The following is a 24113-nucleotide window of genomic DNA, read 5'->3' as shown; positions in this document are numbered from 1 at the left end:
AATCACGCGGGCCGAGGCGCCGCCGGGTGACCGCCGAGCGCGGTGCAGGGCGGCGCATTTCCCCTTTGTCCCGCAGCAGGAAGGGTGTGACGATGGACTATATCAATCTTGGCCGCACGGGCCTGAAGATCTCCCGCATCGGCCTCGGCTGCATGACCTTCGGCTCCCCCGACTGGGCGCCCTGGGTGCTGGATGCCGACGCCTCGGCGCCGATCATCTCGGGCGCGCTGGACCGGGGGATCAACTTCTTCGACACCGCCGACATGTATTCCCGCGGGGCCGGCGAGGAGGTGCTGCGCGAGAAGCTCCTCCCCCTCGCGCCGCGGCACAAGCTGGTCATCGCCTCCAAGCTCTACAACGCGATGAGCGACGATCCGAACGACAGGGGCCTGTCGCGCAAGCACGTCTTCGATTCGATCGATGGCACGCTGAAACGCCTCGGCACCGACCACATCGACCTCTGGCAGCTCCACCGCTTCGACTACGACACGCCGCTGGAGGAGACGCTGGACGCGCTCAACGATGTCGTCCGCGCCGGCAAGGTCCGCTACCTCGGCGCCTCCTCGATGCACGCCTGGCAGTTCATGAAGGCGCTGGGGATCCAGCGCGCGAATGGCTGGGCGGAGTTCGTCTCCATGCAGCCGCATTACAACCTCATCTACCGGGAGGAGGAGCGCGAGATGCTGCCGCTCTGCCGCTCCGAAGGGATCGGTGTCCTGCCGTGGAGCCCGCTGGCCCGCGGCGTCCTCGCCGGCAAGCGCAGCTCGGTTCGCAGCGAGACGGACGGGCAGGTGAAGGCGCTCTACGAGGCGTCGAAGGCGCAGGACGAGGCGGTGGCCGACGCGGTGCGCAAGGTGGCGGAGGCGCGCGGCGTGCCGATGGCGCAGATCGCCTATGCCTGGGTCGCCAGCCGCCCCGGCATCACGGCACCGCTGGTCGGCATCTCGCGCACGGAGCTGTTCGACGACGCCATCGCCGCGCTCGACCTGCAGCTGACGGAGGAAGAGGTCGCCGCCCTCGAGGCGCCCTACCGGCCGAAGGCTGTGTCCGGTCACCAGTAGGACCAAGGCAGCCCGCCCGGGGTCCGGGCGGGCTGACGCCCTCAGCCGCAGTAACTCGTCACCGCGACGGGCAGGAGCGACCAGACGGTGGCGACGAGGCCGACCCAACCCGTCGCGTGGCTGACGAAGCTCACGAAGGGCGAGGGGCTGGCGAAGCGGGGCACGTGCAGCGCCCAGAGGAGCGCGACCTGCGCCGCGACGGCCAGCCCGTAGCCGGCGAGGAGCAGCAGGCGCGGCGGCGGCGCGGTGATCCCGTGCCCGCAGATCAGGCCGTGCAATCCGTAGATCGCGCTGAACGCCGCCAGCCAGACCAGCGGCGCGATGAGGATGCGCAGGACATCCCTCATCCCAGCATCCCCGGCAGGTGCGCCGCCAGCAGGATCGCCGCCCCCGTCAGCGCCAGGTAATCGAGCCAGAGCGAGACGATGGGGAAGACGGCGCGCCGCCCGGGCGAGGTATAGCCCCGCACAGTCTGCGCACTGACAAAGCCCAGCATCAGCAGCGCCAGCCCCGCGTGGAACAGCCCGTATCCGCCGAGGATGAAGAGCGTGGCGCTATAGGCATGCTCCGCCGGCGGCGGGGCGCGCAGCAGGAACGCGATGCAGGCGCCGGCAACCATCGCGGCGCCGAGCCCGGCACCCGCGAGGGCGGGCAGGGGGGCGCCGCCCTTCCGGTTGGCGCGGGTGGCGAGGCGGGCGGCGACTGTGCCGAGCGCCGCGCCGCCAAGGCCGATGGCCAGCTCGACGAGCGAGGGGGCCAGCAGCGCCGGCGGCGGCCAGCCCGGCGCCACTGTCCAGAGGAAGGCGTAGCCGAAGATGAGCGAGCCGAAAAAGGTCGCGTTGGCGATCAGCAGGAAGAGCGAGCCCCACCAGCCGGGCGGCCTGTCCACCGCCGCCGCTGTCGGCACCTCCAGCCCCCTCCCGATGGCACGGGGCGGCAGATCCTCCCGCCGGCCCAGCACCCAGACCCAGCGGAGCGCGAGGAGGGCGACTCCGGCGAGGGCGAAGGGGGTGAACCAGTAGACCTTGAGCAGCAGCGAGAGGAAGAACGTCCCCGTCACCGCCGCCATGACGATCGGCAGATGCGTGTTCGCCGGGTAAATGACGTGGAAATCCGGCCGCCCCGTCGCCGGCTCCACCGTCAGCGTCTCCCGCCAGTCCTCCTCCGGCGCCGGCAGGTAGCCCTCGCCGCGGGCTAGACGCGTGGCGAGGCCCGGGTCCTCCGCCAGCGGCTCGCGGCTGGTGACATGGGGCAGGGTGGCGAAGTTGTAGGATGGCGGCGGCGTCATCATCGCCCATTCCAGCGTGCCGGCGCGCCACGGGTTCCGCTCGCCGCGCGTCGCCGCGAAGACCTGGATGATGACATCGATGATGACGATGGCGATGCCGATGGCGGTGATGAAGCCGCCGATGGAGGAGATGAAGTTGATCAGCGTCCAGCCATCCTCCACCTCATAGGTGGAGATGCGGCGCCGCTGGCCGAGGAGGCCCACCCAGTGCATCGCCAGGAAGGTGACGTGGAAGCCGACGAAGATCAGCGCGAAGGCGATGCCGCCGAGCCGGAAGAAGCGCTTCCTCCCGCTCATGTGCGGCAGCCAGTAGTAGATCGCGGCGAGGATGGGGAATACGAAGCCCCCGAAGAGCACGTAATGCAGGTGGGCGGTGACGAAGGCGGTGTCATGCACCTGCCAGTCGAAGGGCACCACCGCCACCATCACGCCCGTCAGCCCGCCGATGACGAAGGTGATGAAGAAGCCAAGCAGGTGCAGCATCGGCAGCCGCAGCTCCGGCCGGCCCTTCCACATCGTGCCGATCCACGCGAAGACCTGCACCCCCGTCGGCACCGCCACCAGCGTTGAGGCGGCGGAGAAGAAGGCCAGCCCCATGTGCGGGATGCCCGTGGTGAACATGTGGTGCACCCAGAGCCCGAAGGAGAGGAAGGCCAGCGCCACCGCCGAGGCGACGATCCAGCCGTAGCCGAGCAGCGTGGTGCGGCACATCACCGGCAGGATGGTGGAGATGACGCCGGCGGCCGGCAGGAAGATGATGTAGACCTCCGGGTGCCCGAAGAGCCAGAAGAGGTGCTGCCAGAGCAGGCTGTCCCCGCCGAGATCGGCCTGGAAGAAGGGCAGCCCGAAGGCCCGCTCAACCTCCAGCAGCACCGAGCCGAGGATGAGGGGCGGAAAGCCGGTGAGGATCATCAGCGCGGTGACGAGGGCGTACCACGCGAAGATGGGCATCTTGTCGAGCGACATGCCGGGCGCGCGGTACTTGAGGATGGAGACGGTCAGCTCCACCGCCGCGGCGATGGCGGAGATCTCGACGAAGGTGATGCCGATCAGCCAGAAATCGGTGTTGATCCCCGGTGAGTAGATCGGCCCCGTCAGCGGCGGATACATGAACCAGCCGCCGTCCGGCGCGATTCCGAAGAGCAGCGAGACGAGCAGCATCGTGCCGCCGAAGACGTAGCACCAGAAGCCGTAGGCCGTCAGCCGCGGGAAGGCGAGATCTCGCGTGCCCAGCATCTTCGGCAGCAGGTAGATCGCCATGCCCTCGAAGGTGGGGATGGCGAACAGGAACATCATGATGGTCCCGTGCATGGTGAAGATCTGGTTGTAGATCTCCGGCCCCGCGAAGGCGGAATCGGGCGTCGCCAGCTGCGCGCGGATGAGCATCGCCAGAAGGCCGCCGATCAGGAAGAACGTGAAGGCGGTGACGAGGAACATCCGCCCGAGGTCGGTGTGGTTGACGGTGGAGAACCAGCCGCGAAAGCCGGGCGCGGAGGCCCAGATGCGGTCGAGGCGGCGGTGCTGGCGAAGGGCGTTCATTCGGTCTGACCTGCGAGGAAGGCATCCCACTCCGCCGGGCCATGGGCGACGACGGAGAAGGAGAAGCTGTCATAGCCGGGGCCGCTGTATTCGGCGCTGAGGCCGGCAAAGGTGCCGGGGCTGTCTGCCTCGATGCGAAGGATGTTGGTGTGGCCGGGGATGGCGTCGAGCTTGCCGGCCAGACGGGGGATCCAGAAGCTGTGGATGACGTCCGTGGTCGTCACCGCCACGTCGACTGGCCGCCCGGCGGGGATGTGCAGCACGTCCTCCGTCGGCGCGCGGCCCTCGTAGCGGAAGGTCCAGGCCCATTGCCGCCCCTCGGCGCCCACGGTGACGACCTCCTCCCCGCCACGCGGCAGCAGCCGCTCGCCGATGAAGAGGCCGAAGCCGAGGAGCGCGGCGAGGATGGTCATCGAGAAGCCGAGGCCGAGCCCGAGGATCCAGACGCGCACGCTGCGCGCCTCGTCCTTCCCCTCGGCCCGCCGGCCGCGGCGGAAGGCGAGGGTGATGAGGATCGCCACCATGGCGAAGATCGCTGTGGCGCCGGCGAGCATCACCCACCACAATGTGGCGATGTGGCGGGCGGCCGGGCCGGCCGGCTGCAGGGTGGACAGCGCCCCCTCGCAACCGGCAAGGAGGGTGAGCGTTGTCCCGAGGGCGATGCCACGGAGAAGGACAGGGCGATGACGACGGACCCGATCGAGCACAGCAACAGCGAGGAGCTGATCGACCCGATCAGCGAGCGCCCCGGCTTCGACCAGACGGAATCGCGCGTGGCCATCCTCGGCCACCCGATCCACGCCATGAGCGTCGCCTTCCCCGTGGCGCTGACCTTCTGCACCATCGGGGCCGACCTGTTCTACTGGTGGACGGGGGAGCCCTTCTGGGCGCGCGCCGGGCTCTGGGCCGTCGGCACGGGCTTTCTCTTCGGCATGGCGGCGGGCTTCTCCGGCACGGCGGAGCTGCTGCTCGTCTCCGGCATCCGCGCCCGGGCGCCGGCGTGGACGCATTTCATCATCGCCGTCTGTACGCTGGCGCTGCTCGGGGCGAACTGGGGCTACCGGCTGACGACGGGCTACATCGATGCGGTGCTGCCCTACGGCATCCTGCTGTCGGCGCTCAGTCTCGGCATGGTGGCTCTCACGGGGTGGCATGGGGGCAAGCTCGTCTTCGATTACCGGCTGGGAACGTCGAAGAGCAGTTGATTGTCGCGCGGCTCCATCATCCAGTCGGGGAAGCTGACGGTGCCGATGTCCGGCTTCGCCAGCACCAGCACGAGGATGGCGACGACGCAGAAGAGCACAGCCGCGACGGGCAGGTAGGGCTCCGGCGGGCGCTGCGTGCCCGGCTCCTCCGCCACCTGGGCCACGACGTGGCCGACCCAGGCGTGGATGAGCACCAAAAGCGCCACGAAGGCCAGCTTGGCGAAGAGCCAGGGCACGAAGGCGCCGCGCAGGAAGATCAGCCATGTCCCGGCGATGACGGCGATGACGGCGGCGGGCGTGACGCCCATCGTGTAGGCGATGTGGGTGCCCCGGCGGATGAGGCGGTAATCCTCCTCCACCACCGCCGGGTCGTGCCGGGCGAGCATCAGCGGCAGGACGATGAGCCCGCCGCACCAGATGCACAGGGCCGCGATGTGCAGCACCTTGAAGAGCGGCACCGTCGCCACGACCCAGTCGATCACGCCGCCTCCCGGGACAGGAGCGCCCAGCTCTGCCGCGCCTGAAAGCCGGCGGCGATGGCATAGGGGATGCCGGCCGGCACCCACATGATCAGCCCGCCGAGCTGCTGGTCCGCCAGCGGCGTGATGCCCCATAGGAAGGGCGCGATGACATGCGCGGCATAGAGCTGCTGGGGGGCGAAGGTGAGCAGGGCGCCGAGCATCCCCATCTGCGCGAAGCCGGCGATGATGAAGGCCATCCGCTCCACCGGCGAGGCGCGCCCGTTCAGCACCGCGTGCCAGAACCACGTGGCGGTGCCGACGAGCGTCAGCTGCATCAGCCAGTAGACGGCGACGTTGGACAGGGCGAGGTCATAGGCCGCCGGCAGGTGCCACGCCCAGAGCACCGCCGCCGAAATGGCCGTCGGCAGCGCGAGGCTCTCCGTCCGCCGCCCCCGCAGGGCTTGCGCCAGCAGGGGCGCCGCCACGGCGACGAGGAGGAGATGGTGCACCACCCGCGCCGAGAAGAGCGCGGAAGAGAGGGCACAGAGCGGGGAGATGAAGGCGAGGGCCAAGACGCCGACGCCGGCCAGCGCCGCGCGGTCGCGCCGAAGGGCCACGGCCAGCACGAGGAGGGCCGCGATCAGCACCGGATCGAGGTTCCAGCGCGACCAGAGGTCGGACGGCGGCGGGGGAGCGCCGCAATAGATCGCGTTCACCCTGATACGTCTCCTGAGGCCAGCGGCGGGGTTAACGACAGCCGTCGCACAGCCGTCGCATAGTATCGCTAATGGCCGCGAGTCCTTTTTGTTCCTCCCCCGGCGCGGCTTTCGGCCCCCCGGGCTCGGAACGGCCATGCCGCGCCGGCTGCGGCACGCCTGCCGCGCCGGGATCGAAACGCAGCGGCGCGCTCCGAGAATGTTGTCCGGGCGCGCCATATGTGCCAACAGCGGTCCGTCAAGAGGGGAGGCGGGCATGGGCGCCATCGCAGTCATCGTCAGGGTCATCTGCGCCATAAATCTGGTGATCGGCTGGGTCTTTTCCTGGCTGGCGCTGGGGATCGTGGTCGTGTGCTTCACCGTCGTGGTGCAGCGCTACGTCTTCTCGATCAGCTTCGTCTGGATGCAGGATCTCTACATCTGGCTGAACGGCGCGATGTTCACCGCCGTCGCCGGCTTCGCGCTCCTGCGCGACGATCACGTTCGTGTCGACATCTTCTACCGCACCGCCTCTCGCAAGCGGAAGGCGGTGGTCGACCTGATCGGGGTGCTCGTCTTCCTGCTGCCCTTCACCTACGTGGTGCTTGCCTACTCGATGCCCTTCGTCACCCGCTCGTGGAGCTACCTCGAAGGCTCCTCCAACGTCGGCGGCATGCCGGGGCTCTTCGTGCTGAAGTCCTTCATCATCGCCTTCGCGGTGCTTATCGGGCTGCAGGGGATCGCGATGGCGCTGCGCTCCATCCTCGTGCTGGCCGGGCGGGACAACCTCTTGCCCGAGAAGCTGCGCTACCGCGGCCTCGCCGCCGAGCTGCCGGGGGTGACCACCTGATGGATCCTGTCCTTCTGGGCGAACTCCTCGCGGGGCTGATGTTCTTCGGGATCATCGGCTTCCTGATGCTCGGCTTCCCCGTTGCCTTCACGCTCGCCGGCGTGTCGCTGCTCTTCGGCCTCGTCGGCTGGTCCCTCGGCGTGTTCGATCCGTCGAACTTCGGCAGCCTGCCGAACCGCTACATCGGCTTCATGTCGAGCGAGGTGCTGGTGGCGGTGCCGCTCTTCATCTTCATGGGGGTGATGCTGGAGCGCTCGCGCATCGCCGAGCAGCTTTTGCTGACCATGAGCAAGCTCTTCGGCAACCTGCGCGGCGGGCTCGGGCTTTCGGTCATCCTCGTCGGCGCCATGCTCGCCGCCTCCACCGGCGTCGTCGGCGCGACGGTGGTGACCATGGGCCTGATCTCGCTGCCGGCGATGCTGCGCGCCGGCTACGATCCCAAGCTCGCCACCGGCGTCATCTGCGCGAGCGGCACGCTCGGCCAGATCATCCCGCCCTCGACGGTGCTGATCTTCATGGGCGACATGCTCTCGGGCATCAACGCGCAGGTGCAGATGGAGAAGGGCAACTTCGCGCCTGTCCCCGTCTCCGTCGGCGACCTCTTCGCGGGGGCGCTCCTGCCGGGCGTGCTGCTCGTCGGGCTCTACACGCTCTGGGTGATCTTCAAGGCCGTGACGGACCCGGCCTCCTGCCCGGCGACGCCTGTCCCGGCGGAGGAGAAGCGCGGGCTGATCCGCGAGGTGGCCGTCGCCCTGATCCCGCCCCTGCTGCTGATCGTCGCCGTCCTCGGCTCCATCCTCGGCGGCATCGCGACCCCGACGGAAGCCGCCTCGGTGGGCGCCGTGGGCGCCATCTTGCTGGCGGCGCTGCGCTGGCGGCTGTCGTTCCGCATCCTGCAGGAGACGGTCGTCTCCACGGCGACGATCACCTCGATGGTGTTCATCATCCTCTTCGGCGCCTCGGTCTTCTCGATCGTCTTCCGCCTGATGGGGGGCGACAACCTCGTCCACGCCTTCCTCTCCAACCTGCCGGGGGGAACACTGGCGGCCGTGCTCGTCGTGATGCTCATCATGTTCGTGCTGGGCTTCATCCTCGACACGTTCGAGATCATCTTCATCGTCATCCCGATCACCGCGCCGATCCTGCTGGCCTTGGACGTGGACCCGGTGTGGCTCGGCGTGATCGTCGGCGTGAACCTGCAGACCAGCTTCCTGACGCCGCCCTTCGGCTTCGCGCTCTTCTATCTGCGCGGCGTGGCGCCGGACGATCTGCCGACCTCGGCGATCTACCGCGGCGTGATCCCCTTCGTGCTGCTGCAGATGGTGGCCATCGCGATCCTGTTCATCTTCCCGCAGATCGTCACCTGGCTTTAGCCGGGAGAGGCAGCGGCAACGAAAAAGGCCCGGATCCTGCGATCCGGGCCTTCTTTGTTCGGGCAGCTCCGATCCGTCAGATGGAGAAGTACTGCTCCCGGGCGCGGATGAAGGCGCTGTCGGTCGACTGCGTGCGCACGCGCATGATGTTGAGCGCTTCGACGAAGCTCTCCGCCGTGCGCTTGGTCAGGTCGTCGTCGGACTCGCGCAGCTCGGTGATCACCGCCTTGGAGGCCTCGGCCCCCGCCTCGAGGATCTCGTCGGGGAACTGCAGTACGTTGACGTCATGCTCGTTGATGAGCGTCTGCAGCGCGCGCGGGTCGTTGGCGGCGAAGTCGGAGGCGACCATGTCGTACTCGGCCTGGGAGACATCGCGGACGATGGCCTGCAGGTCGTCGGGCAGCTCCTGGAACTTGGCCTTGTCGACCACCAGCTCGGTGGCGAGGCCGGGCTCGACGAAGGAGGGGAAGTAGTAGTTCTTCGCCACCTGATAGAAGCCGAGCGCGAGGTCGTTGTAGGGGCCCACGAATTCCGCCGCGTCGAGCGTGCCCGATTGCAGCGCCTGGAAGATTTCGCCCGCAGCCATGTTGGTGACGGTGGCGCCGAGCTGCTCCCACACGCGGCCGCCAAGGCCGGGGGTGCGGAAGCGCAGGCCCTGCAGGTCGGCGACGCCGGTCAGCTCGTTGCGGAACCAGCCGCCGGCCTGCGTGCCGGTGTTGCCGGAGAGGAAGCCCTGCACGCCGAACTGGTCATAGACCTCGTCCCACAGCTCCTGACCGCCCATGTGGCGGATCCAGCCCGCGAGCTCGCTGGAGGTCATGCCGTAGGGCACGCCGGTGAAGAAGGAGAGGGCGGTCGACTTGTTCTGCCAGTAATAGGCGGCGCCGTGGCTCATCTCGGCGGTGCCGTCGATGACGGCGTCGAGCGATTGCAGCGGCGGCACGAGCTCACCGGCGGCATAGACCTGCACGGTCAGCCGGCCACCGGAGGCGGCGGTGATCCGGTCGGCGAGGCGCTGCGCGCCGACACCGAGGCCGGGGAAGTTCTTCGGCCAGGTGGTGACCATCCGCCAGGTCATGTTGCCCTGAGCGATGGCCGGCGCCGCCAGCGCGGCGGCACCGGTGCCCGCGATCACGGACCTGGTGATGAATGAGCGTCTGTCCATGGGTCTCCTCCCTTTATGACGTGTTCAGCCGCGACGAGACAGATGAACGGCATCGCGGCTCCAGCCCACGGACCTAAGCAATGATGGTGCGACCTGTCCAGCAGGGAGCTTCGCCCTGCGAAGAAAAACGCGGGCTTCCGGGCTGCCGGCCGCGGGAGGAGGGGGGCGCAGGGCCCCCCGCCCTCACCAGACGACCGGGTGCGTCTGCCCCGTGGTGACGTTGACGAAGCCCTCCGGCGCCAGCGGCCCCGGCGCCACCAGCACCCAGCGCCACGGGGCGCAGGTGAGGGTGGCAAACGCGAGCCGCTCGGGGAAGCCCTCGGGCCAGTTCTCCGTCGCCGTCGGCTCCCACATCCAGTCCACCGCCTCGGCGGCGCGGTAGAGGGCCTGCATCTCCGCATCCAGCTCCTCCGCCGGCCGCGCGCTCATCAGCCCGCCGACCTCGTAGCGGACGGTCGCCGTCACCTCGCCGTTCACCACCAGCGCCCAGCCGCCCTGCATCTCGCGGATGGCGTTGACTGCCATGGCCATCGCCTCGTCCGAAGAGCCGACGGCCCAGATGTTGTGCTTGTCATGGGCGACGGAGCAGGCGAGCGCCGTCGCGGGCGTGGCGGGGCCGGTGCCCTTCCAGAACATCTTGGCCACCTCGCCTCCGCCGGAATAGCGGTCGACGATGGCGAACTTGGTGATCTTCTGCGCGCTGTCCCGCTGCGCCAGCCCGCCCTCGACCGGCAGCTCGGCGGTCAGGAAATCATTGTACCAGTGGAAGGGGCGCAGGATAGCGGCGGTGACGGTCTGCCGGCCCTCCGGCGCGGGAATGGCGAAGTCCGCCGCCGTCACCGGCTGGGGCAGGTTGACCGTCTGCGTCGCCCAGTCCGGCCAGTCGATCCTGGCCATGGGGCCGATGTAGCGCGTCCCGTCGGAGACCTGTTGCCCGTCCGCCCAGACCTCGGCGATCTCGAGGCTGCCCACGTCGGAGAGTAGCACCGCGTCGGCGAAGCGCCCCGGCGAGATGGAGCCGACATAGGGCGTCAGCCGCATATGGCGGGCGGGGTTGATCGTGACCATCTGGATGGCGACCTCCACCGGGATCCCGCAGGAGACGGCGAGGCGTACGTTATGGTCCGTCGCCCCCATGCGCAGCGTGTCGGAGGCGGAGCGGTCATCGGTGATCAGCGCGAACTGGCTCCAGTCCTCCTGACCCTCGGCCAGCAGGCCCTCGAAGATGGCGACCATGGATTGCGGGCGCACCTCGATGAAGATGCCCCGGCGCAGCTTCTCGCGCACCTCGGCGGCGGCCCGCCCCTCGTGGTCGCCGGCAAGGCCGGCGGCGGCGAAGGCGTTGATGTCGCCGAGCGCCGTCAGCCCGGCAGCATGCCCCTCCACCACGCCGCGCCCGGCGAGGGTGGCGCCGATCATGCCCCAGAGGCGCTCGTAGGCCGGGTTCTCGGGGTTCCAGACGGCGGGCCAGTCCATCACCTCGTCGAGGCCGGCGACCATGGGGCTCTGCATGAAGCCTGCCTGCTCGTCATGGCCGAACCAGCCGCCGCCATGCTCATAGGCCGTGGGCGGCACGGCGGAGCCGGGGAGGGGGAATATCTTGTTCGGCATCCCCGCCTCGCGGGCCTTCAGCCAGAACTCGAGGTTGCGCGGCCCGTTGACGTTGGCGAACTCGTGGGAGGCCTCGCATGTCCACGTGCAGCCCCGGGGGAGAACCATCGCGGCGTCCCATTCCGGCGTCAGGTGGGTCGATTCGATGTGCTTGTGCGCCTCGCCGAAGCCGGGCACGGCGGCGAGATCCGGCCGGTGCACCCGCTCCGCCGCCTCGCCGGGCCAGGCGCCCGCCGGGCCGACCCAGGCGATGCGCTTGCCGGCGATGACGATCTCCTGATCCTCCAGCCACTCGCGGCCATGCACCTCCAGCAGCCGCCCGACGCGGAGCACCCGGTCTGCGGGGCGCTTGGCGAGGGCCACGAGGGCGAGGTGCTGGCGGATGGCGACCTCTTCTTGCGGGTCGAGCAGGACGTCCTTCATTGCGCCGTCTCCCGGCCCGCCGCCCAGTCGGCGATCCGCGCCCAGAGCCGCTTGTAGCCGGCCCACTCCACGAAGGGTTCCGGCGCCCAGTGCGGCCCGCAATCGGAGGCGAAGGCGATGGAGCGGCCCTCGCCAAAGCCGCCGACGACCAGCAGCGGGTCGCCGTCGACCCGCGCCAGCACCTCCGCCCCCGGCTTCGCCGTCAGCCTGTTGTAGCCGAGGAGGGCGGGCCAGTCGCCCAGCCCCTCGGTGATCGCATGGGCCTCCGCCACGGGAACCACGCCCGCCGGGCGCTCGGCCCGGTCGTCATGGCGGAAGAGCGTGACGGGCAGTGCCTCCTCGACGGCGGAGCCGGCATATTGCCCCTTGGCGTCGATGCCCTGGAAGGTGAGGTAGCCGCCCACCATCACCAGCCCGCCGCCGCCGGCGACGTAGTCGCGCAGGGCCAGCAGCCGGTCGGGCGTCGGCCGGCCCGCGACCGTGTCGGGATGGAGCAGCAGCGTGTTGGCGCCGATGTCGGAGAGGATGACGAGGTCGAAGGCCGAAAGCGCCTCCGCCGTCGCGGGAAAGTCGCGGGCCGCGACGTGGCAGGGCTGGTAGGTCACCTCCCAGCCGGCCTCTTCCAGCGCCGCGATCAGCCAGCCGCCGCCCTCGCGGTACTCGGTGGAGGTGAAGCTGTCGTAGCCCTTCTGGTGGATCGAATGGGTCGTCCAGCTTTCGCCGGCGAGGAGGACGCGGGGGGAGGTCATGGTGTCGGCACCTTCGAGGGGGCTGTGGAGGATCGGGGGATGAGCGTGACCGGCAGGCGGGTGACGGGTGCCACCTCGCCGCCGGAGAGGAGCGTCAGCAGATGGGCCAGCGCCAGCCGCCCCATCTGCGCCGCCGGCTGGCGGACGGTCGTGAGGGGCGGGTCGATCAGCGCGGCGTAGCGCATGTCGTCGAAGCCGGTGAGGGCGATGTCCCCGGGGACGGAGACGCCGGCCTCGCGGAGCGCCTCGAGGAGGCCGAGCGCGATGTCGTCGGCGCAGGCGACGATGGCATCCGGCAGCCCTTCGGCCAGCAGCTGCTCCGCCGCCGCGCGCCCATGGGCGCGCGTGTAGGTGCCGAGGAGGCGCGGGCCGGGGGGGAGGCCGGCCGCCGCCAGAGCCGCCTCCCAGCCCGCCTGCCGTTCGGTGACGCTCATCAGCCCCGGCGGGCCGCCGACCATGGCGATGCGCCGATGGCCGAGGGAAATCAGGTGCTCCGTCGCGAGGCGCGTGCCCGCGCTGTTCTCGACGAAGATGCGGGGCTGGGCGGCGCCGGGGACGTCCTCGTCGACGATCACCACGTTGGAGAGCCCGCTCAGCGCCTTTGCCAGCGCGCCGTCATCGGGGCGGTTGGTCATCAGGATCAGCCCGTCGACATGCCGCTCCCGCAGCCGGCCGAGCGCCGTGATCTCGCGGGAGAGGTCGCCGCGGGTGGAAGTGATGTAGACGGCATAGCCGGCATCGGCCGCCGCCTCCTCGATGATCGCCGCCAGCTCGCCGAAGAAGGGGTTGTCGATCTCGGGCGTCACGAGGCCGATCGCCTCCGTCCGTCCGGTGGAGAGGCGCTTGGCCAGAAGGTTCGGCTTGTAGTTCAGCTCCGCCACCGCGGCATCGATGCGGGCGCGCGTCTGCGGCGGCAGCGTGATGCGCCCGTTGAGGTGCCGCGAGACGGCGGCGGGGGAGACACCGGCGCGGCGGGCAACGTCCGTCAGCGTTGCCATGCGCCCGCCTCGATCCCGTGCGCCTCGCAGAAGGCGGCGACCTCGAGCAGGGCGGCCGCCACGATGCCGTCGATCAGGGCGCGGCCCTTCTCGGCCGTCGACGGGCGCGGGTCCCCGAAGGTGCCACTCTCGCTGAGCTCGCGCAGGAGCATGGGGCGGCTGCCGAAATCGGCGGGGAAGTCGGGGTACTCCGCCACCGCCCGCTCCATCCGCACCACCTCGGGCGCGAGCGCCAGCATCATCGAGGTTTCCACCTCGTCGGCATGGTAGAAGTGGTTGCCTGCCGCCTCGCTCTCGCAGATCGCGCCGGCCAGATCCTCCAGCCCCGGGTAGTCGAGGCAGAGGACGGCGATACCCTCGGCCGCCAGCATCTCGGCGGCCTGCGCGGCAGGGGCGCGGTTGCCGAAATGGCCGTTCAGCAGGATCAGCGCCGGGTGGCCGATGCGGTGCACGCCGCGGCCGATGTCGGCGATCACCCGCGCCATCGTGTCAGCGGTGAGGGAGAGAGTGCCCGGGTGCCCCTCGCTCGTCGCCGCCTCGCCATAGGGCAGGGCGGGGAGGAGGACGGCGCCCAGTGCCTCCGCCAGCGCCCCGGCGACGCCGCCGGCCAGCACCGTGTCGACGGAGAGCGGCAGGTGCGGCCCGTGCTGCTCCGTCGCGCCGAGGGGCAGGATGGCGAGCCGGCCGGAGGCCTCGCCGGCCTCCTGCCAGGTCATGCGCTCGTAGCTCAGCCTCATGCCGGCCACCCCAGCAGCGTCAGCGGGGCCTCCGGCGCCAGCGTCTTCAGGAGGGCGCGGGTGGGCGCGGCATAGTCCACCGCGCCGCCGCGCTGGAGGAGCCATGCGGCGCGGATCTCCGACGGGGCGATGCCGGCGGCGTGGAGGTTCACCAGCGCCGACATGACGGGCTGGATGGTGGGGTTGAAGGCGACGCTCTCGATGGCGAGGCCGAGGACCGGCTCGCCCGCCGTCTCCAGCACCAGCGCGGCGGGGCAGCCGGAGTAGGGGGCGTGGGCCCGGCCCGCGTCGGAGCGCAGCAGCGCCTCCACCTGCGGCGGTGCGCTGCCGGCGATGGTGATGGAGAGCGGCGGGGCGTCCGGCGACGCGCCGGGCGCGCCGAGGGCGGCGGGGGAGAAGGGCCAGGGGTAGAGCTCCGCCAGCGTCAGCCGGTGGCCGTGCGGATCGACTAGGACCATGTCGTCGGCCGCCGCATATTCGGCGAGGCACTGGCGGCAATGGGCGCAGGGATGCGCCTCGGAAATTGCCAGCGCCTTGAGCGACAGGCCGAGATGGAAGGCGCGGATGGCGACGAATCCCTCGCCGTGCAGCGTCATCCCCAGATGCGCGCCGGGCCATTCGAGGTTGCCGCCGAGGATCACCTCGCCGGTCGTCGCCAGCCCCGCCGCGCCAACGAAGAAGCCGGAGATCGGCGGATCGGCCAGTTTCTCGGCGAGGGGGAGAAGGTGGAGGATCAGCTCCTCGGCATCGGCCAGATCGAACCTTGCCACCAGCCGCTCCACCGCCTCCGCGCCCAGAAGGGCGCCGGGGGAGAGCGCGGCCTCGGCGGCAGCGCGGATGGCCTCGCCGTCGCGCGCGGCAAGGGCCTCCGCCCGGGCGGTATCGCGGGGGAAGGGGGAGTCCGCCAGCGCCATCAGCGGAGTCGCCACTGGTGCGGGGCTGGGCAATCTGCCATATTTATGGGCATCCCGCCGAGATGGCGCGACGTTCTCTTGGTGCGATAAAAAGGCATTTGACACACCCCCGGATTAGGCCACTAATCTCCTAGTAAACCGCTTTACCAAATCTGGTCAAATGTTCTCTGTGCTGATCCGCGACGCCGTCATCATCACCGTCGATGCCCAAGATTCGGGCTATGCGCCCGGCTGGCTCAGCTTTGCCGAGGGCCGCATCACCGGCGTCGGCCCCATGTCCTCCTGCCCCGAGCCGGGTGGCTTCGACGAGGTGCTGGACCTGCCGGGCCATCTCGTCATGCCCGGCCTCGTCAACGCGCACACCCATTCCGCCATGGTCCTCTTCCGCGGCCGGTCGGAGGGGCATTCGCTTCTGACGATGGAGGGCTGGTACAACACGATCCGCGTGCCCGAGCTGGCGATGGAGGGGCGCGATGTCGGCCCCGCCGTCGCCCTCTCCTGTGCAGAGATGGCGCTCTCCGGCACGACGACCTTCTGCGACCAGTACTTCTTCGCGGAAGAGATCGCCGATGCCGTCGCCGCCGCCGGCCTGCGCGCCGTAATCGCCTATGGCATCGTCGAACTGGGCGAGACGGAGCGCGGAATGGCGGAGCTGGAGAAGGCTGCCGCCTTCGTCAAGGCGCAGCGCCGGGGCGAGGGGCGGGTGGTGCCGTGGTTCGGCCCCCATGCCCCCTACGTCGACAATTCCGAGAGCCTGCTGAAGGCCGAGGTGGCCTTGGCGGAGGAGCTGGGCTGCGGCCTGCACCTGCACATGGCCGCCGGGCCGGAGGACAACGAGGAGACGCAGGCGCGCTATGGCCAAACCGCCACGCAGGCGCTGGAGCAGGCCGGCTTCTTCCGCGGCCGCGTGCATGCCGCGCACTGCCTCGACCTCTCGGAGGAGGATATCGCCGTCTTCGCCCGCGCGCCGGCGGCCTCCGTCGTGCAATGCGCCTCGGCCGGGCTCCGCTCCGGCCGCGCCGGGATCTGCCCGTCGGTGGCGCTGCGCGAGGCGGGCGTGACCGTGGCGCTGGGGACGGACAACGTCGCCGCCAACAACAGCTACGACATGGTGGTCGAGATGCGCATCGCCGGCCATGTCGCCTCGCACAAGGAGGGGCGGGCGCAGCCGATCTCCTCCCGGGAGCTGGTGCGCATGGCGACCCTCGAGGGCGCCCGCGCACTCGGCCTCGATCACGAGACCGGCTCGCTGGAGCCGGGCAAGGCCGCCGACATCGCCGTCTTCCGCATGGGCCCGGGCTGGAGCGAGACGCCCGAGGTGGAGGCAGCGCTTGTCTATTCCGGCTCGGGGCGGGATCTCCGCCACTCCTTTATCGCCGGCGAGCAGATCGTGCGCGACGGGGAGCTGACGCGGCGGCCCTTCGCGGAGGTGCGCGCGGTGTACTCCGCCGCCTACGCCGATTTCTGGGCCCGCGCAGACGCGAAGGCAGACGTGGCATGACTCCCCTGATCCTAGATACCGACGGCGGCATCGACGATGCGCAGGCGCTGGTCATGCTTCTGGCGCACGGGGTGCGGCCCGCGGCCGTCACCACCGTCTTCGGCAACGTGACGCTGGAGCTGGCGACCCGGAACATCCTCGGCATCCTCCCCCTCTGCGAGGCGGGCGACATCCCGGTGATCTCGGGCCAGGCGGCGCCGATGAGCCAGCCGGCCATCCACGCCACGCATGTCCATGGCGAGGACGGTATCGGCGGCGCCCCCATCCCAGAGGATCGCCCGGCGCCGGCTGGCGACGATGCCGTCACCTACCTGCGCGAGACCATCCGCGCCAACGCCGCGGCAGGCGGCAAGACCGATCTGCTGATGATCGGCCCGCTCACCAACCTCGCGCTGGCGCTGACGCTGGAGCCCTCGATTGCCGGCGGCATCGGGCAGCTGACCATCATGGGCGGCACGATCCATGGCCGGGGCAACACCACGCCGGCCGCCGAGTTCAACATCTTCGCCGATCCTGAGGCGGCGGATATCGTCTTCCGCGCCGACATCCCCACCCGTGTCGTCCCGTGGGAGCCCTGCACCACCCACGCGATGGACGCAGCCGAGATGGACGCGCTCTTCGCAGGGCAGGGGGAGGACCCCCTCGGCGCCTTCAACAAGGCCATCGCCGAGCATAGCCGCAAGGTGAACGAGGGCTTCGGCGCGGGCGACGTCTTCCGCTTCGTCGATCCCTTCGCCGCCGCCGTCGTCATCGAGCCGGGCCTCGTCACCGGCGCGATCGAGGCGAGCGTCGCCGTGGCACTGGCGCCGGGGCTGACCCGGGGCATGACGCTTGTCGACCCTTCCCGCCGTCTCGGCACGCCGCCGGTGACGCTGATCGAGACGGGCGACCTTGCCCGCCTCCGCGATCTCTACGCCGCCTCCATCCGCTGGCGGCCCCGCGACCCTCACACCGAAACCACATGACCTTCAGGAGAGAGACATGACCATCAGACTGACCCGCCGCGCCGCCACGCAGCTCATGCTCGGCGCCACCTTCGCTGCCGGCCTGCCGCTCGCCGCCGCGGCGCAGGACGACATGACCAGCGTCGCCTTCGTCGTGCACGGCACGCTCGGCGACCGCAGCTTCCTCGACAGCGCCGCCGCCGGCCTCGCCCGGGCGGAAGAGGACCTGCCCATCGAGGTGACGATCATCGAGGCCGGCAACGACCGCGGCCGCTGGGAGCCGGCGCTCGCCGACGCCGCCGATCAGGGCTTCGACATCATCGTCGCCGGCACGTGGGAGATGAACGGTTACATGACCGATCTCGCCCCCGACTACCCGGACCAGAAGTTCATTCTCTTCGATGACACGCCCGATTTCACGGCCGGCGATTACGAGAACATCCTCGCCATCCAGTACCGCACCTCCACGGCCGCCTACCTCGCCGGCTATGCCGCCGCGATGATCTCCGAGACCGGCAAGCTCGGGGAGATCCTCGGCGTCGAAGGCGCCACGGTCGTCGAGTTCGCTGTCGGCTTCGAGCAGGGCGCTCGGGCCGCGAACCCGGATATCGAGATCACCCGCGCCGTCGCCGGCACCTTCACCGACCCGGCCAAGGGCAAGGAGCTGGCGCTGGCGCAGATCGCGCAGGGCGTCGACGTGATCTTCCCGATCGCCGGCGGCACCGGCATCGGCGCGCTGCAGGCGGCGCGGGACGAGGGCGTCTATGCCGTGGGCGTCGACAGCGACCAGGCCGCCATCTTCGCCCCGACCGACCAGGCGCAGGCAGACGTGATCTTCACCTCCGTCGAGAAGAAGGTGGGCGACAGCCTCTACACCATGATCGAGGCCACGCTGGACGGCACCGCCCCCTACGGCTCCGCCACGCTCCTCGGCCTCACGGACGGCGCCGTCGGCATCTCCAAGAACGAGCAGTTCATGGAGACGGTGCCGGAGGACGTGCGCACGGAGCTGGACGCCATCGAGCAGCAGATCGTCGATGGCGAGATCGAGGTCGACACGGTCATGTAATCTCCCAGGTCGCATGACCGGTCGCGCGCCGCCCCGCCTGAGCAGGCGGGGCGGCGCATCAGGGCGAAGAACGGGCAGGGGGCAGCGCAAGGGTGCAGCGCGTCATCGAAGCGCGGGGAATTACCCGCATCTATCCGGGCGGCACGGTCGCCAATGACGGCGTGTCGCTGGTCGTGCGGCCGGGCGAGGTTCATGCCGTCGTCGGCGAGAACGGCGCCGGCAAGTCGACGCTGATGAAGATCCTCTTCGGCATCGAGAAGCCCGATGCCGGCGATCTGCTCATCGACGGGCGCGAGGCCCGCTTCGAGGGCCCGCGTGATGCCATCGACCGCGGCGTCGGCATGGTCTTCCAGCATTTCTCGCTCGTGCCCTCCTTCACCGTCTACGAGAACGTCGTCCTCGGCTCCGAGCCGCGGGCAGGCGCGAGGTTCGACCGCGCCGCGGCCATCGAGCGGGTGCGCCACCTCTCCGAGACGTTCCGCCTCAAGGTCGACCCCGAGGCGCAGACGCGCACGCTGCCGGTGGGCCAGCAGCAGCGGGTGGAGATCCTCAAGGCGCTCTACCGCGACGCCAAGATCCTCATCCTCGACGAGCCCACCGCCGTCCTTGCTCCGCAGGAGGTGGACGAGCTCTTCACCGCAATCCGCACGCTGACGGCAGAGGGCCGCACGGTCATCTTCATCGCCCACAAGCTGCCGGAGGTGCTGGAGATCTCCGACCGCATCACCGTGATGCGCGCCGGCAAGACGGTCGGCGAGGTCGTCGCGGCCGAGACCAGCGAGCCGCAGCTGGCGGCCATGATGGTCGGCCGCGAGGTGGCGCTGCGCGTCGACCGCTCCACCCACGACGGCCCCCGCGCCGTGACGGTGGAGAACCTGACGCTGAAAGCCGATACCGGCGTGACGCTGGCCGAGAACCTGTCGCTCAACGTCCACGAGGGGGAGATCGTCGGCCTCGTCGGTGTCGAGGGCAATGGCCAGGCGGAGCTGCTGGAGGCGGTGGCCGGCCTGCGCGCCGTCAGCTCCGGCGACATCCGCCTGAAGGACACCTCGCTCACCGCCCTCTCGGTGCTGGAGCGCCGGCACCTCGGCCTCTCGTCGATCCCCGAGGATCGCCTCGCCGAGGGGCTGGCGGTGGAGAGCACGACGGCGGAGAACCTCGTCGCCACCCGGCTCGACGATCCGAGGTTCGCCAAGCGGGGCCTCCTCAACCTGCGCGCCATCCGCGCCCATGCGACGGCGCTGATCGACCGCTTCTCCATCCGCGTCGGCGGGCCGGAGTTCAAGGTGGGCACGCTTTCGGGCGGCAACATGCAGAAGGTCGTCGTGGCCCGGGAACTCTCCGAGCAGCCGGTGGTGCTGCTCGTCAACCAGCCGACCCGCGGCGTCGACCTCGGCGCCACGCAGTTCATCTGGAAGAGCATCACCGACGCGCGCGACAAGGGCGCCGCCGTCCTGCTCTCGTCGGCAGACCTGTCGGAGCTGCTGGCCCTCTCCGATCGGCTCGTCGTCTTCTACCACGGGCGCATCGTCGCCGCCTTCCGCAACTCCGAGGCGCTGACGGCGGAGACGCTGGGCTCCTACATGCTGGGTGCCGACCGGATGGATGACGGGCAGATGGAGGCTGCGCTGCGATGAACGACAAGACCGCTCTGCGCCTCTCCACCGCCCTGCGGGAAGGCTCCCGCGCCCTCCTGGCGCTGGTGATCGCGCTCCTCGTCGCCTTCCTCCTGGTACTGCTGACGTCGGACGAGCCGATGCGCGCCTTCCAGACTTTCCTGACGGCGCCGCTCGGCTCGGCCCGGACCCGGGGCCTCTGGATCGACGATGTCGCCAAGCTCACGCTCACCGGCCTCGCCTTCTCCCTTGTCTTCCAGGCGCGGCAATTCTCGCTCGGCGTTCAGGGGCAGGTCTATGTCGGCGGGCTCTTCGCCGCGCTGGTGGCGCTCTCGCCCATCGGGCAGACATGGCTCGCCATCCCGCTGGGGATGCTCGCCGCCATGCTCACCGGCGCCGCCTATGGCTTCCTGCCCGGTTACGCGAAGGCGCGCTTCGGCGCATCGGAGATCGTCTCCAGCCTGATGTTCAACTACATCGCCATCCGCGTGGTGAACTGGGTGACCCGCGCCCACCTCGCGCCGGAAGGCTCCGGCCAGCTCAGCTCCCCCGACTTTCCCGACACCGCCGTCTTCCCGGCGCTGATCCCGGGGACGCGCTTCGACCTCGGCATCCTCTTCGCGCTGATCGCCACCGGTGTCGTCTGGTTCCTGCTCTACCGCACCGTCTGGGGGCTGAAGCTGCGGCTCGTTGGCGACAACGCGAGGTTCGCCGAATACGCCGGCATCAAGTCGAAGGCGGTCATGGTCTCCGCGATGACCGTCTCCGGCGCCATCGGCGGGCTCCTCGGGGCCGTCTACGTGCAGGGCCGCGCCTTCGGGCGGATCGACATCGATTTCGACGCCAACCTCGCCTTCGAGGGCATCCTCGTCGCCATCGTCGCCAAGAACCGTCCGCTCGCCGTGCCCTTCGTCGCCATCGCCTACGGCTATATGCGGCAGGGCGCCCAGTTCATGGGCCTGCGGACAGACGTGCCGACGGAGATGCTGGCCGTTGCGCAGGCGCTGATCATCCTGCTCGTGGCCTCGCAGTTCAACGTCCCCTTCGCGAAAACCATCGCCCGCCTGCGCGGCCGCCGCCCGGGCGGGAAGAGCAGGGAGGCCCGCACATGATCGAGCTTCTGACGGCCGTCTTCTCGGTCACCTTCTTCGTCACCGTCATCCGCGCCTCGACGCCGCTGGTCTTCGCGACGATGGGCGGCCTCATCTCCGACCTCTCGGGGGCGCTCAACGTGGCGCTGGAGGGGATGATGCTGATCGCGGCGCTGACCTCCGTCATCGTCTCCGCCTATGCGCCCTGGTGGGTGGGCGTGCTGGCCGGCGTGAGCGCCGGGGCGATGCTCGGAGCGGTGATGGCGCTCTTCCACCTGCGGCTTAAGGCGGACATCATCCTCGTCGGCTTCGGGGTGAACATCCTCGCCACCGGCGGCACCGTCTTCGCGCTGTCGCTGGCAACGGGCGGCGACAAGGGCACCTCCATCAACCTGCCGTCCAAGGCGATCCCGCGCGTGAACCTGCCGTTCCTCGAGGACGTGCCGGTCCTCAACCTGCTCCACGGGCACTCGCTGCTGTCGTGGTTCGCGGTGCTGACGGTGGTGGCGATCTGGTACTTCCTCTACCGCACGCCCTGGGGCCTGTGGCTGCGCGGCGTGGGTGAGTACCCGGCCGCACCCGAGGCGGCCGGTGTGAACGTGCGGCAGGTGCGGACATGGGCGCTCGTCGCCTCCGGCGCCCTCTCCGGCCTCGGTGGGGCGCAGCTGGCCATGTTCAACTACGTGGGCTTCACGCGAGACATGACGGCGGGGCGCGGCTTCATCGCGCTCGGCGCCGTCCTCCTCGGCGCCCGCCACCCCATCGGCGCGCTCTTCGCGGCGCTGCTCTTCGGGGTGTTCGAGGCGCTGTCGATCGTGATGCCGAACCTCTTCAGCTGGATCCCGGGAGAGCTCATTCAGACCATCCCCTTCGTGGTGACGGTCCTCGCGCTCATCCTGCTCTCCATCCGCGCCCAGCGGGCGCTGAAGGCGCGGGGCGTGGCGAACTGAGGCGTTTTGCCGGTGCGCCGCGCCGGCGGACATGGCACCACAGGGGCGATGGAGCAGTCAGAGCCGATCACGGTGGCGGAGATCCCGCCCGAGCAGCTCGCCGCCGCGGCGGAGCCCCTGCCGCGCCTGCGCCGGCTGGAGGGGCGCTGGCTGGTGCCCGACAGCGCCTTCGCGGCGCAGATGGCCCTCAAGGAGCGGCTGATTTCCGCGATGCCCGAGCGGGTGCTCGGCGCCATTCCGGGCAGCGAGGCCTCGATCGAGGAGGCGGTAGAGGTCGTCACCGCCGAGACGGGCCTGCGCCCCGAGGGCACGCCGCTGGAGCGGCTGGCCCGCGCCACCCAGGCCGACATCTGCCTGCTGCAGGCGCAGGACGGCGCGCATGTGCTCATCGCCGCCGCGCTCTGCTTCCCCTCCGGCTGGACCCTCTCGGAGAAGCTGGGGCGGAGCATGGACCGCATCCACGTCCCGGTGCCGCCCTATGACGAGGCCATCGGGCGGCGGGTCGAACGTATGTTCGCCAACCTGCGGCCGGGGGAGATTGTCTGGCGCGCCAACCTGATGAGGCACGACGACTTCCGGCTCTTCCGCGCGAAGACGGAAGCGGAGCCCCATGACGAGCCGGGCCTACCGGAGGCCCGCAGATGGCTGAGAAGCGAACGGCAGACACTGATGCGTCTGCCGCGCTCGGGAGCGATCCTGTTCGCGATTCACACCAGCATGGCGCGGAGCCCGGCGGCCGGCGGCGCCTGACGCGGGGGCGTCAGAAGCCGAAGGTGGGCAGGCTGGGCGCCATCTGCATCAGGCCGACGGCCATGCCGGTGACGGCCATGGTGCGGGCCGAGAGGGTCAGGTCCTCGCCGCGCAGGCAGGAATAGACCATCAGCGACGCGCCGACGGGCAGGGCGATGACCATGACCGAGGCGTTGATCGTGTGGGCGGCGAGCCGCAGCACCTTCGAGGGCTGCCCCTGATCGACCTCGGCGGTGTAGAGCGCCTCGCGCAGCTCGCCGGCTTTGCGGAGGCTGGCGACGTTCACGTCCGGCTCCTCGTTCGCCGGGGTGATCATGACGCGCGCGCCGGGCGCGGCGGGGCCGTCGTCATCTCCGCTGCGGCGGCTGGTGCCCTGCGGCATGGCGGGGCGCATCGGCACGACCGCGGTGTCGCGCCGCCGGTCGAACGACGGGGCGGTGACGAGCGCGTCGTGGAGGCTCTCGAGGTGCTCCTCCGTCGCCGGGCCCGTCATCTCGTGGCGGATCACCCGGTCGGGCGCGTTGCCGGCGGTGATGGTGCTGATCAGCAGGCCGCGGAGTGAGCCGAGGTGCGGGGTGGCGCAGGCGGAGCCATCCTCGCGCTCGGGCGCGCCGTCGAGCCAGATGGTCATCGCCGATTGCCACGGGCCGGTGATGGCGCCGGAATAGCGCAGGGTCACGGTGAGGTCGGGCAGGGCGAAGACGGCATGCCGCGTGCTCATCTCGACGCTGGCGAGGTTGCCCGTCTGCCGTTCGAGCACGTGCAGAAGCGCCTCCGCGACGGCCCGGAACTCGAGCGCCGTCGACCGGTAGTAGAGGAGCTGCGCGACCTTGCTACGCTTCTGCTGGTGGGACGCCATAACCATATCCAATCGTTTTCAGTGTGCAGGATTGGACCCGGATTCCGGCCTCGGTAGGATAGAAGTTAGGAAAAGTTAAGGCGTTGTTAATTTTAAGGACCGCTTTCTCGCCGCGATTTCAGAGGCTTGACGACCGGAGGTTGTCCGGTGCCGACTGCGGCAAGGACGGTTTCTCCTAAAATTCGAGCGGCCTGCAGGGCGCCTGCCACAAACGGGAACGGGGCGCCCGAAGGCGCCCCGTGAAGCCGATGCGAGCGGAGCGCG

General features: G+C 70.0%; 23 protein-coding genes. 11 read left to right on the top strand and 12 right to left on the bottom strand.

Features of this window, described 5'->3' with window-relative positions; genetic code table 11:
• Positions 1 to 92 precede the first annotated feature (92 nt).
• On the top strand, positions 93 to 1061 hold the full coding sequence (locus GY170_RS09360) for an aldo/keto reductase (RefSeq protein WP_163892599.1): 969 nt from the start codon (positions 93 to 95) through the stop codon (positions 1059 to 1061).
• Positions 1062 to 1102: 41 nt separating this feature from the next.
• Here GY170_RS09360 and GY170_RS09355 read toward each other — a convergent pair whose 3' ends face one another.
• The 3 genes from GY170_RS09355 to GY170_RS09345 are packed head-to-tail and all read right to left on the bottom strand — an operon-like array spanning position 1103 to position 4595.
• Positions 1103 to 1408 (bottom strand): hypothetical protein, encoded by a 306-nt coding sequence (locus GY170_RS09355; RefSeq protein WP_163892596.1) that lies wholly within the window; start codon positions 1406 to 1408, stop codon positions 1103 to 1105.
• Positions 1405 to 3888 (bottom strand): cytochrome c oxidase subunit I, encoded by a 2484-nt coding sequence (gene ctaD / locus GY170_RS09350; RefSeq protein WP_163892594.1) that lies wholly within the window; start codon positions 3886 to 3888, stop codon positions 1405 to 1407. Before ctaD ends, GY170_RS09355 begins: the two co-directional genes overlap by 4 nt.
• Positions 3885 to 4595: a cytochrome c oxidase subunit II gene (locus tag GY170_RS09345; RefSeq protein WP_163892590.1), complete on the bottom strand. Its 711-nt coding sequence runs from the start codon at positions 4593 to 4595 to the stop codon at positions 3885 to 3887. The genes ctaD and GY170_RS09345 overlap by 4 nt, the downstream gene beginning before the upstream one ends.
• Between GY170_RS09345 and GY170_RS09340 the strand changes: the two genes are divergently transcribed.
• Positions 4572 to 5093, top strand: a complete 522-nt coding sequence (locus GY170_RS09340; RefSeq protein WP_163892587.1) for a DUF2231 domain-containing protein — start codon at positions 4572 to 4574, stop codon at positions 5091 to 5093. The genes GY170_RS09345 and GY170_RS09340 overlap by 24 nt on opposite strands.
• Here the strand turns inward: GY170_RS09340 and GY170_RS09335 are convergent.
• Positions 5063 to 5575: a CopD family protein gene (locus GY170_RS09335; protein WP_167803298.1), complete on the bottom strand. Its 513-nt coding sequence runs from the start codon at positions 5573 to 5575 to the stop codon at positions 5063 to 5065. The two genes, GY170_RS09340 and GY170_RS09335, sit on opposite strands and share 31 nt — an antisense overlap.
• A complete protein-coding gene (locus tag GY170_RS09330) occupies positions 5572 to 6270 on the bottom strand; it encodes a cytochrome c oxidase assembly protein (RefSeq protein WP_235937823.1) in 699 nt (232 codons plus the stop codon). The genes GY170_RS09335 and GY170_RS09330 overlap by 4 nt, the downstream gene beginning before the upstream one ends.
• Before the next feature lie 256 nt (positions 6271 to 6526).
• On the opposite strand from GY170_RS09330, the gene GY170_RS09325 reads away from it, so the two are divergent.
• Together GY170_RS09325 and GY170_RS09320 are read left to right on the top strand one after the other, a co-directional pair.
• Entirely contained in the window at positions 6527 to 7099 is a 573-nt protein-coding gene (locus GY170_RS09325) for a TRAP transporter small permease subunit (protein WP_163892579.1), read from the top strand.
• On the top strand, positions 7099 to 8472 hold the full coding sequence (locus tag GY170_RS09320; protein WP_163892576.1) for a TRAP transporter large permease: 1374 nt from the start codon (positions 7099 to 7101) through the stop codon (positions 8470 to 8472). The genes GY170_RS09325 and GY170_RS09320 overlap by 1 nt, the downstream gene beginning before the upstream one ends.
• A 76-nt stretch (positions 8473 to 8548) precedes the next feature.
• On the opposite strand, the gene GY170_RS09315 is transcribed toward GY170_RS09320, so the two are convergent.
• The 6 genes from GY170_RS09315 to GY170_RS09290 all read right to left on the bottom strand — a co-directional run bounded on the left by GY170_RS09315 (position 8549) and on the right by GY170_RS09290 (position 15069).
• On the bottom strand, positions 8549 to 9637 hold the full coding sequence (locus GY170_RS09315; protein WP_163892573.1) for a TRAP transporter substrate-binding protein: 1089 nt from the start codon (positions 9635 to 9637) through the stop codon (positions 8549 to 8551).
• 183 nt (positions 9638 to 9820) lie between these two features.
• Positions 9821 to 11671: an adenine deaminase gene (locus GY170_RS09310; RefSeq protein ID WP_163892570.1), complete on the bottom strand. Its 1851-nt coding sequence runs from the start codon at positions 11669 to 11671 to the stop codon at positions 9821 to 9823.
• The gene (locus GY170_RS09305; protein ID WP_163892567.1) at positions 11668 to 12420 is read right to left on the bottom strand and encodes a glutamine amidotransferase; all 753 of its coding nucleotides are present in this window, start codon (positions 12418 to 12420) and stop codon (positions 11668 to 11670) included. Before GY170_RS09305 ends, GY170_RS09310 begins: the two co-directional genes overlap by 4 nt.
• The gene (locus GY170_RS09300) at positions 12417 to 13418 is read right to left on the bottom strand and encodes a LacI family DNA-binding transcriptional regulator (RefSeq protein ID WP_163892563.1); all 1002 of its coding nucleotides are present in this window, start codon (positions 13416 to 13418) and stop codon (positions 12417 to 12419) included. The genes GY170_RS09305 and GY170_RS09300 overlap by 4 nt, the downstream gene beginning before the upstream one ends.
• Positions 13406 to 14155 (bottom strand): creatininase family protein, encoded by a 750-nt coding sequence (locus tag GY170_RS09295; protein ID WP_163892560.1) that lies wholly within the window; start codon positions 14153 to 14155, stop codon positions 13406 to 13408. Before GY170_RS09295 ends, GY170_RS09300 begins: the two co-directional genes overlap by 13 nt.
• Entirely contained in the window at positions 14152 to 15069 is a 918-nt protein-coding gene (locus tag GY170_RS09290; RefSeq protein WP_163892556.1) for a cytidine deaminase, read from the bottom strand. Before GY170_RS09290 ends, GY170_RS09295 begins: the two co-directional genes overlap by 4 nt.
• A gap of 160 nt (positions 15070 to 15229) precedes the next feature.
• Here GY170_RS09290 and GY170_RS09285 point away from each other — a divergent pair, with 160 nt between their 5' ends.
• From GY170_RS09285 to GY170_RS09255, 7 genes are all read left to right on the top strand, one after another.
• Positions 15230 to 16570, top strand: coding sequence for an amidohydrolase family protein (locus GY170_RS09285; protein ID WP_163892553.1), 1341 nt, complete (start codon positions 15230 to 15232; stop codon positions 16568 to 16570).
• Complete coding sequence (locus tag GY170_RS09280) at positions 16567 to 17535, top strand: nucleoside hydrolase (protein WP_163892550.1); 969 nt, start codon at positions 16567 to 16569, stop codon at positions 17533 to 17535. The genes GY170_RS09285 and GY170_RS09280 overlap by 4 nt, the downstream gene beginning before the upstream one ends.
• A 16-nt stretch (positions 17536 to 17551) precedes the next feature.
• Complete coding sequence (locus tag GY170_RS09275) at positions 17552 to 18583, top strand: BMP family lipoprotein (protein ID WP_163892547.1); 1032 nt, start codon at positions 17552 to 17554, stop codon at positions 18581 to 18583.
• A gap of 92 nt (positions 18584 to 18675) precedes the next feature.
• Complete coding sequence (locus tag GY170_RS09270; RefSeq protein ID WP_163892543.1) at positions 18676 to 20220, top strand: ABC transporter ATP-binding protein; 1545 nt, start codon at positions 18676 to 18678, stop codon at positions 20218 to 20220.
• Positions 20217 to 21311 (top strand): ABC transporter permease, encoded by a 1095-nt coding sequence (locus tag GY170_RS09265; RefSeq protein WP_163892540.1) that lies wholly within the window; start codon positions 20217 to 20219, stop codon positions 21309 to 21311. Before GY170_RS09270 ends, GY170_RS09265 begins: the two co-directional genes overlap by 4 nt.
• Positions 21308 to 22240 carry an ABC transporter permease gene (locus tag GY170_RS09260; RefSeq protein ID WP_163892537.1) on the top strand — a complete coding sequence of 311 codons (933 nt, stop codon included), beginning with the start codon at positions 21308 to 21310 and terminating at the stop codon, positions 22238 to 22240. The genes GY170_RS09265 and GY170_RS09260 overlap by 4 nt, the downstream gene beginning before the upstream one ends.
• Before the next feature lie 48 nt (positions 22241 to 22288).
• Positions 22289 to 22990, top strand: a complete 702-nt coding sequence (locus GY170_RS09255) for a heme-dependent oxidative N-demethylase family protein (RefSeq protein WP_167803308.1) — start codon at positions 22289 to 22291, stop codon at positions 22988 to 22990.
• Between the two features lie 10 nt (positions 22991 to 23000).
• Here GY170_RS09255 and GY170_RS09250 read toward each other — a convergent pair whose 3' ends face one another.
• Positions 23001 to 23849, bottom strand: coding sequence for a hypothetical protein (locus GY170_RS09250; RefSeq protein WP_163892531.1), 849 nt, complete (start codon positions 23847 to 23849; stop codon positions 23001 to 23003).
• Positions 23850 to 24113: the final 264 nt, after the last annotated feature.

It is taken from the genome of Pseudoroseicyclus tamaricis (genome assembly GCF_012070395.1).
Lineage (GTDB): Bacteria > Pseudomonadota > Alphaproteobacteria > Rhodobacterales > Rhodobacteraceae > Pseudoroseicyclus_A > Pseudoroseicyclus_A tamaricis.
Note: the sequence above shows the minus strand (reverse complement) of the source record. Positions and strands in the feature narration are given on the sequence as shown.

Coding starts and splice junctions, on each gene's coding strand:
- GY170_RS09260 (WP_163892537.1), top strand. CDS start 21,308: ATGATCGAGCTTCTGACGGCCGTCTTCTCGGTCACCTTCTTCGTCACC.
- GY170_RS09305 (WP_163892567.1), bottom strand. CDS start 12,420: ATGACCTCCCCCCGCGTCCTCCTCGCCGGCGAAAGCTGGACGACCCAT.
- GY170_RS09295 (WP_163892560.1), bottom strand. CDS start 14,155: ATGAGGCTGAGCTACGAGCGCATGACCTGGCAGGAGGCCGGCGAGGCC.
- GY170_RS09340 (WP_163892587.1), top strand. CDS start 4,572: ATGACGACGGACCCGATCGAGCACAGCAACAGCGAGGAGCTGATCGAC.
- GY170_RS09265 (WP_163892540.1), top strand. CDS start 20,217: ATGAACGACAAGACCGCTCTGCGCCTCTCCACCGCCCTGCGGGAAGGC.
- GY170_RS09325 (WP_163892579.1), top strand. CDS start 6,527: ATGGGCGCCATCGCAGTCATCGTCAGGGTCATCTGCGCCATAAATCTG.
- GY170_RS09360 (WP_163892599.1), top strand. CDS start 93: ATGGACTATATCAATCTTGGCCGCACGGGCCTGAAGATCTCCCGCATC.
- GY170_RS09275 (WP_163892547.1), top strand. CDS start 17,552: ATGACCATCAGACTGACCCGCCGCGCCGCCACGCAGCTCATGCTCGGC.
- GY170_RS09290 (WP_163892556.1), bottom strand. CDS start 15,069: ATGGCGCTGGCGGACTCCCCCTTCCCCCGCGATACCGCCCGGGCGGAG.
- GY170_RS09280 (WP_163892550.1), top strand. CDS start 16,567: ATGACTCCCCTGATCCTAGATACCGACGGCGGCATCGACGATGCGCAG.
- GY170_RS09320 (WP_163892576.1), top strand. CDS start 7,099: ATGGATCCTGTCCTTCTGGGCGAACTCCTCGCGGGGCTGATGTTCTTC.
- GY170_RS09255 (WP_167803308.1), top strand. CDS start 22,289: ATGGAGCAGTCAGAGCCGATCACGGTGGCGGAGATCCCGCCCGAGCAG.
- GY170_RS09310 (WP_163892570.1), bottom strand. CDS start 11,671: ATGAAGGACGTCCTGCTCGACCCGCAAGAAGAGGTCGCCATCCGCCAG.
- GY170_RS09285 (WP_163892553.1), top strand. CDS start 15,230: ATGTTCTCTGTGCTGATCCGCGACGCCGTCATCATCACCGTCGATGCC.
- GY170_RS09315 (WP_163892573.1), bottom strand. CDS start 9,637: ATGGACAGACGCTCATTCATCACCAGGTCCGTGATCGCGGGCACCGGT.
- GY170_RS09355 (WP_163892596.1), bottom strand. CDS start 1,408: ATGAGGGATGTCCTGCGCATCCTCATCGCGCCGCTGGTCTGGCTGGCG.
- GY170_RS09250 (WP_163892531.1), bottom strand. CDS start 23,849: ATGGCGTCCCACCAGCAGAAGCGTAGCAAGGTCGCGCAGCTCCTCTAC.
- ctaD (WP_163892594.1), bottom strand. CDS start 3,888: ATGAACGCCCTTCGCCAGCACCGCCGCCTCGACCGCATCTGGGCCTCC.
- GY170_RS09300 (WP_163892563.1), bottom strand. CDS start 13,418: ATGGCAACGCTGACGGACGTTGCCCGCCGCGCCGGTGTCTCCCCCGCC.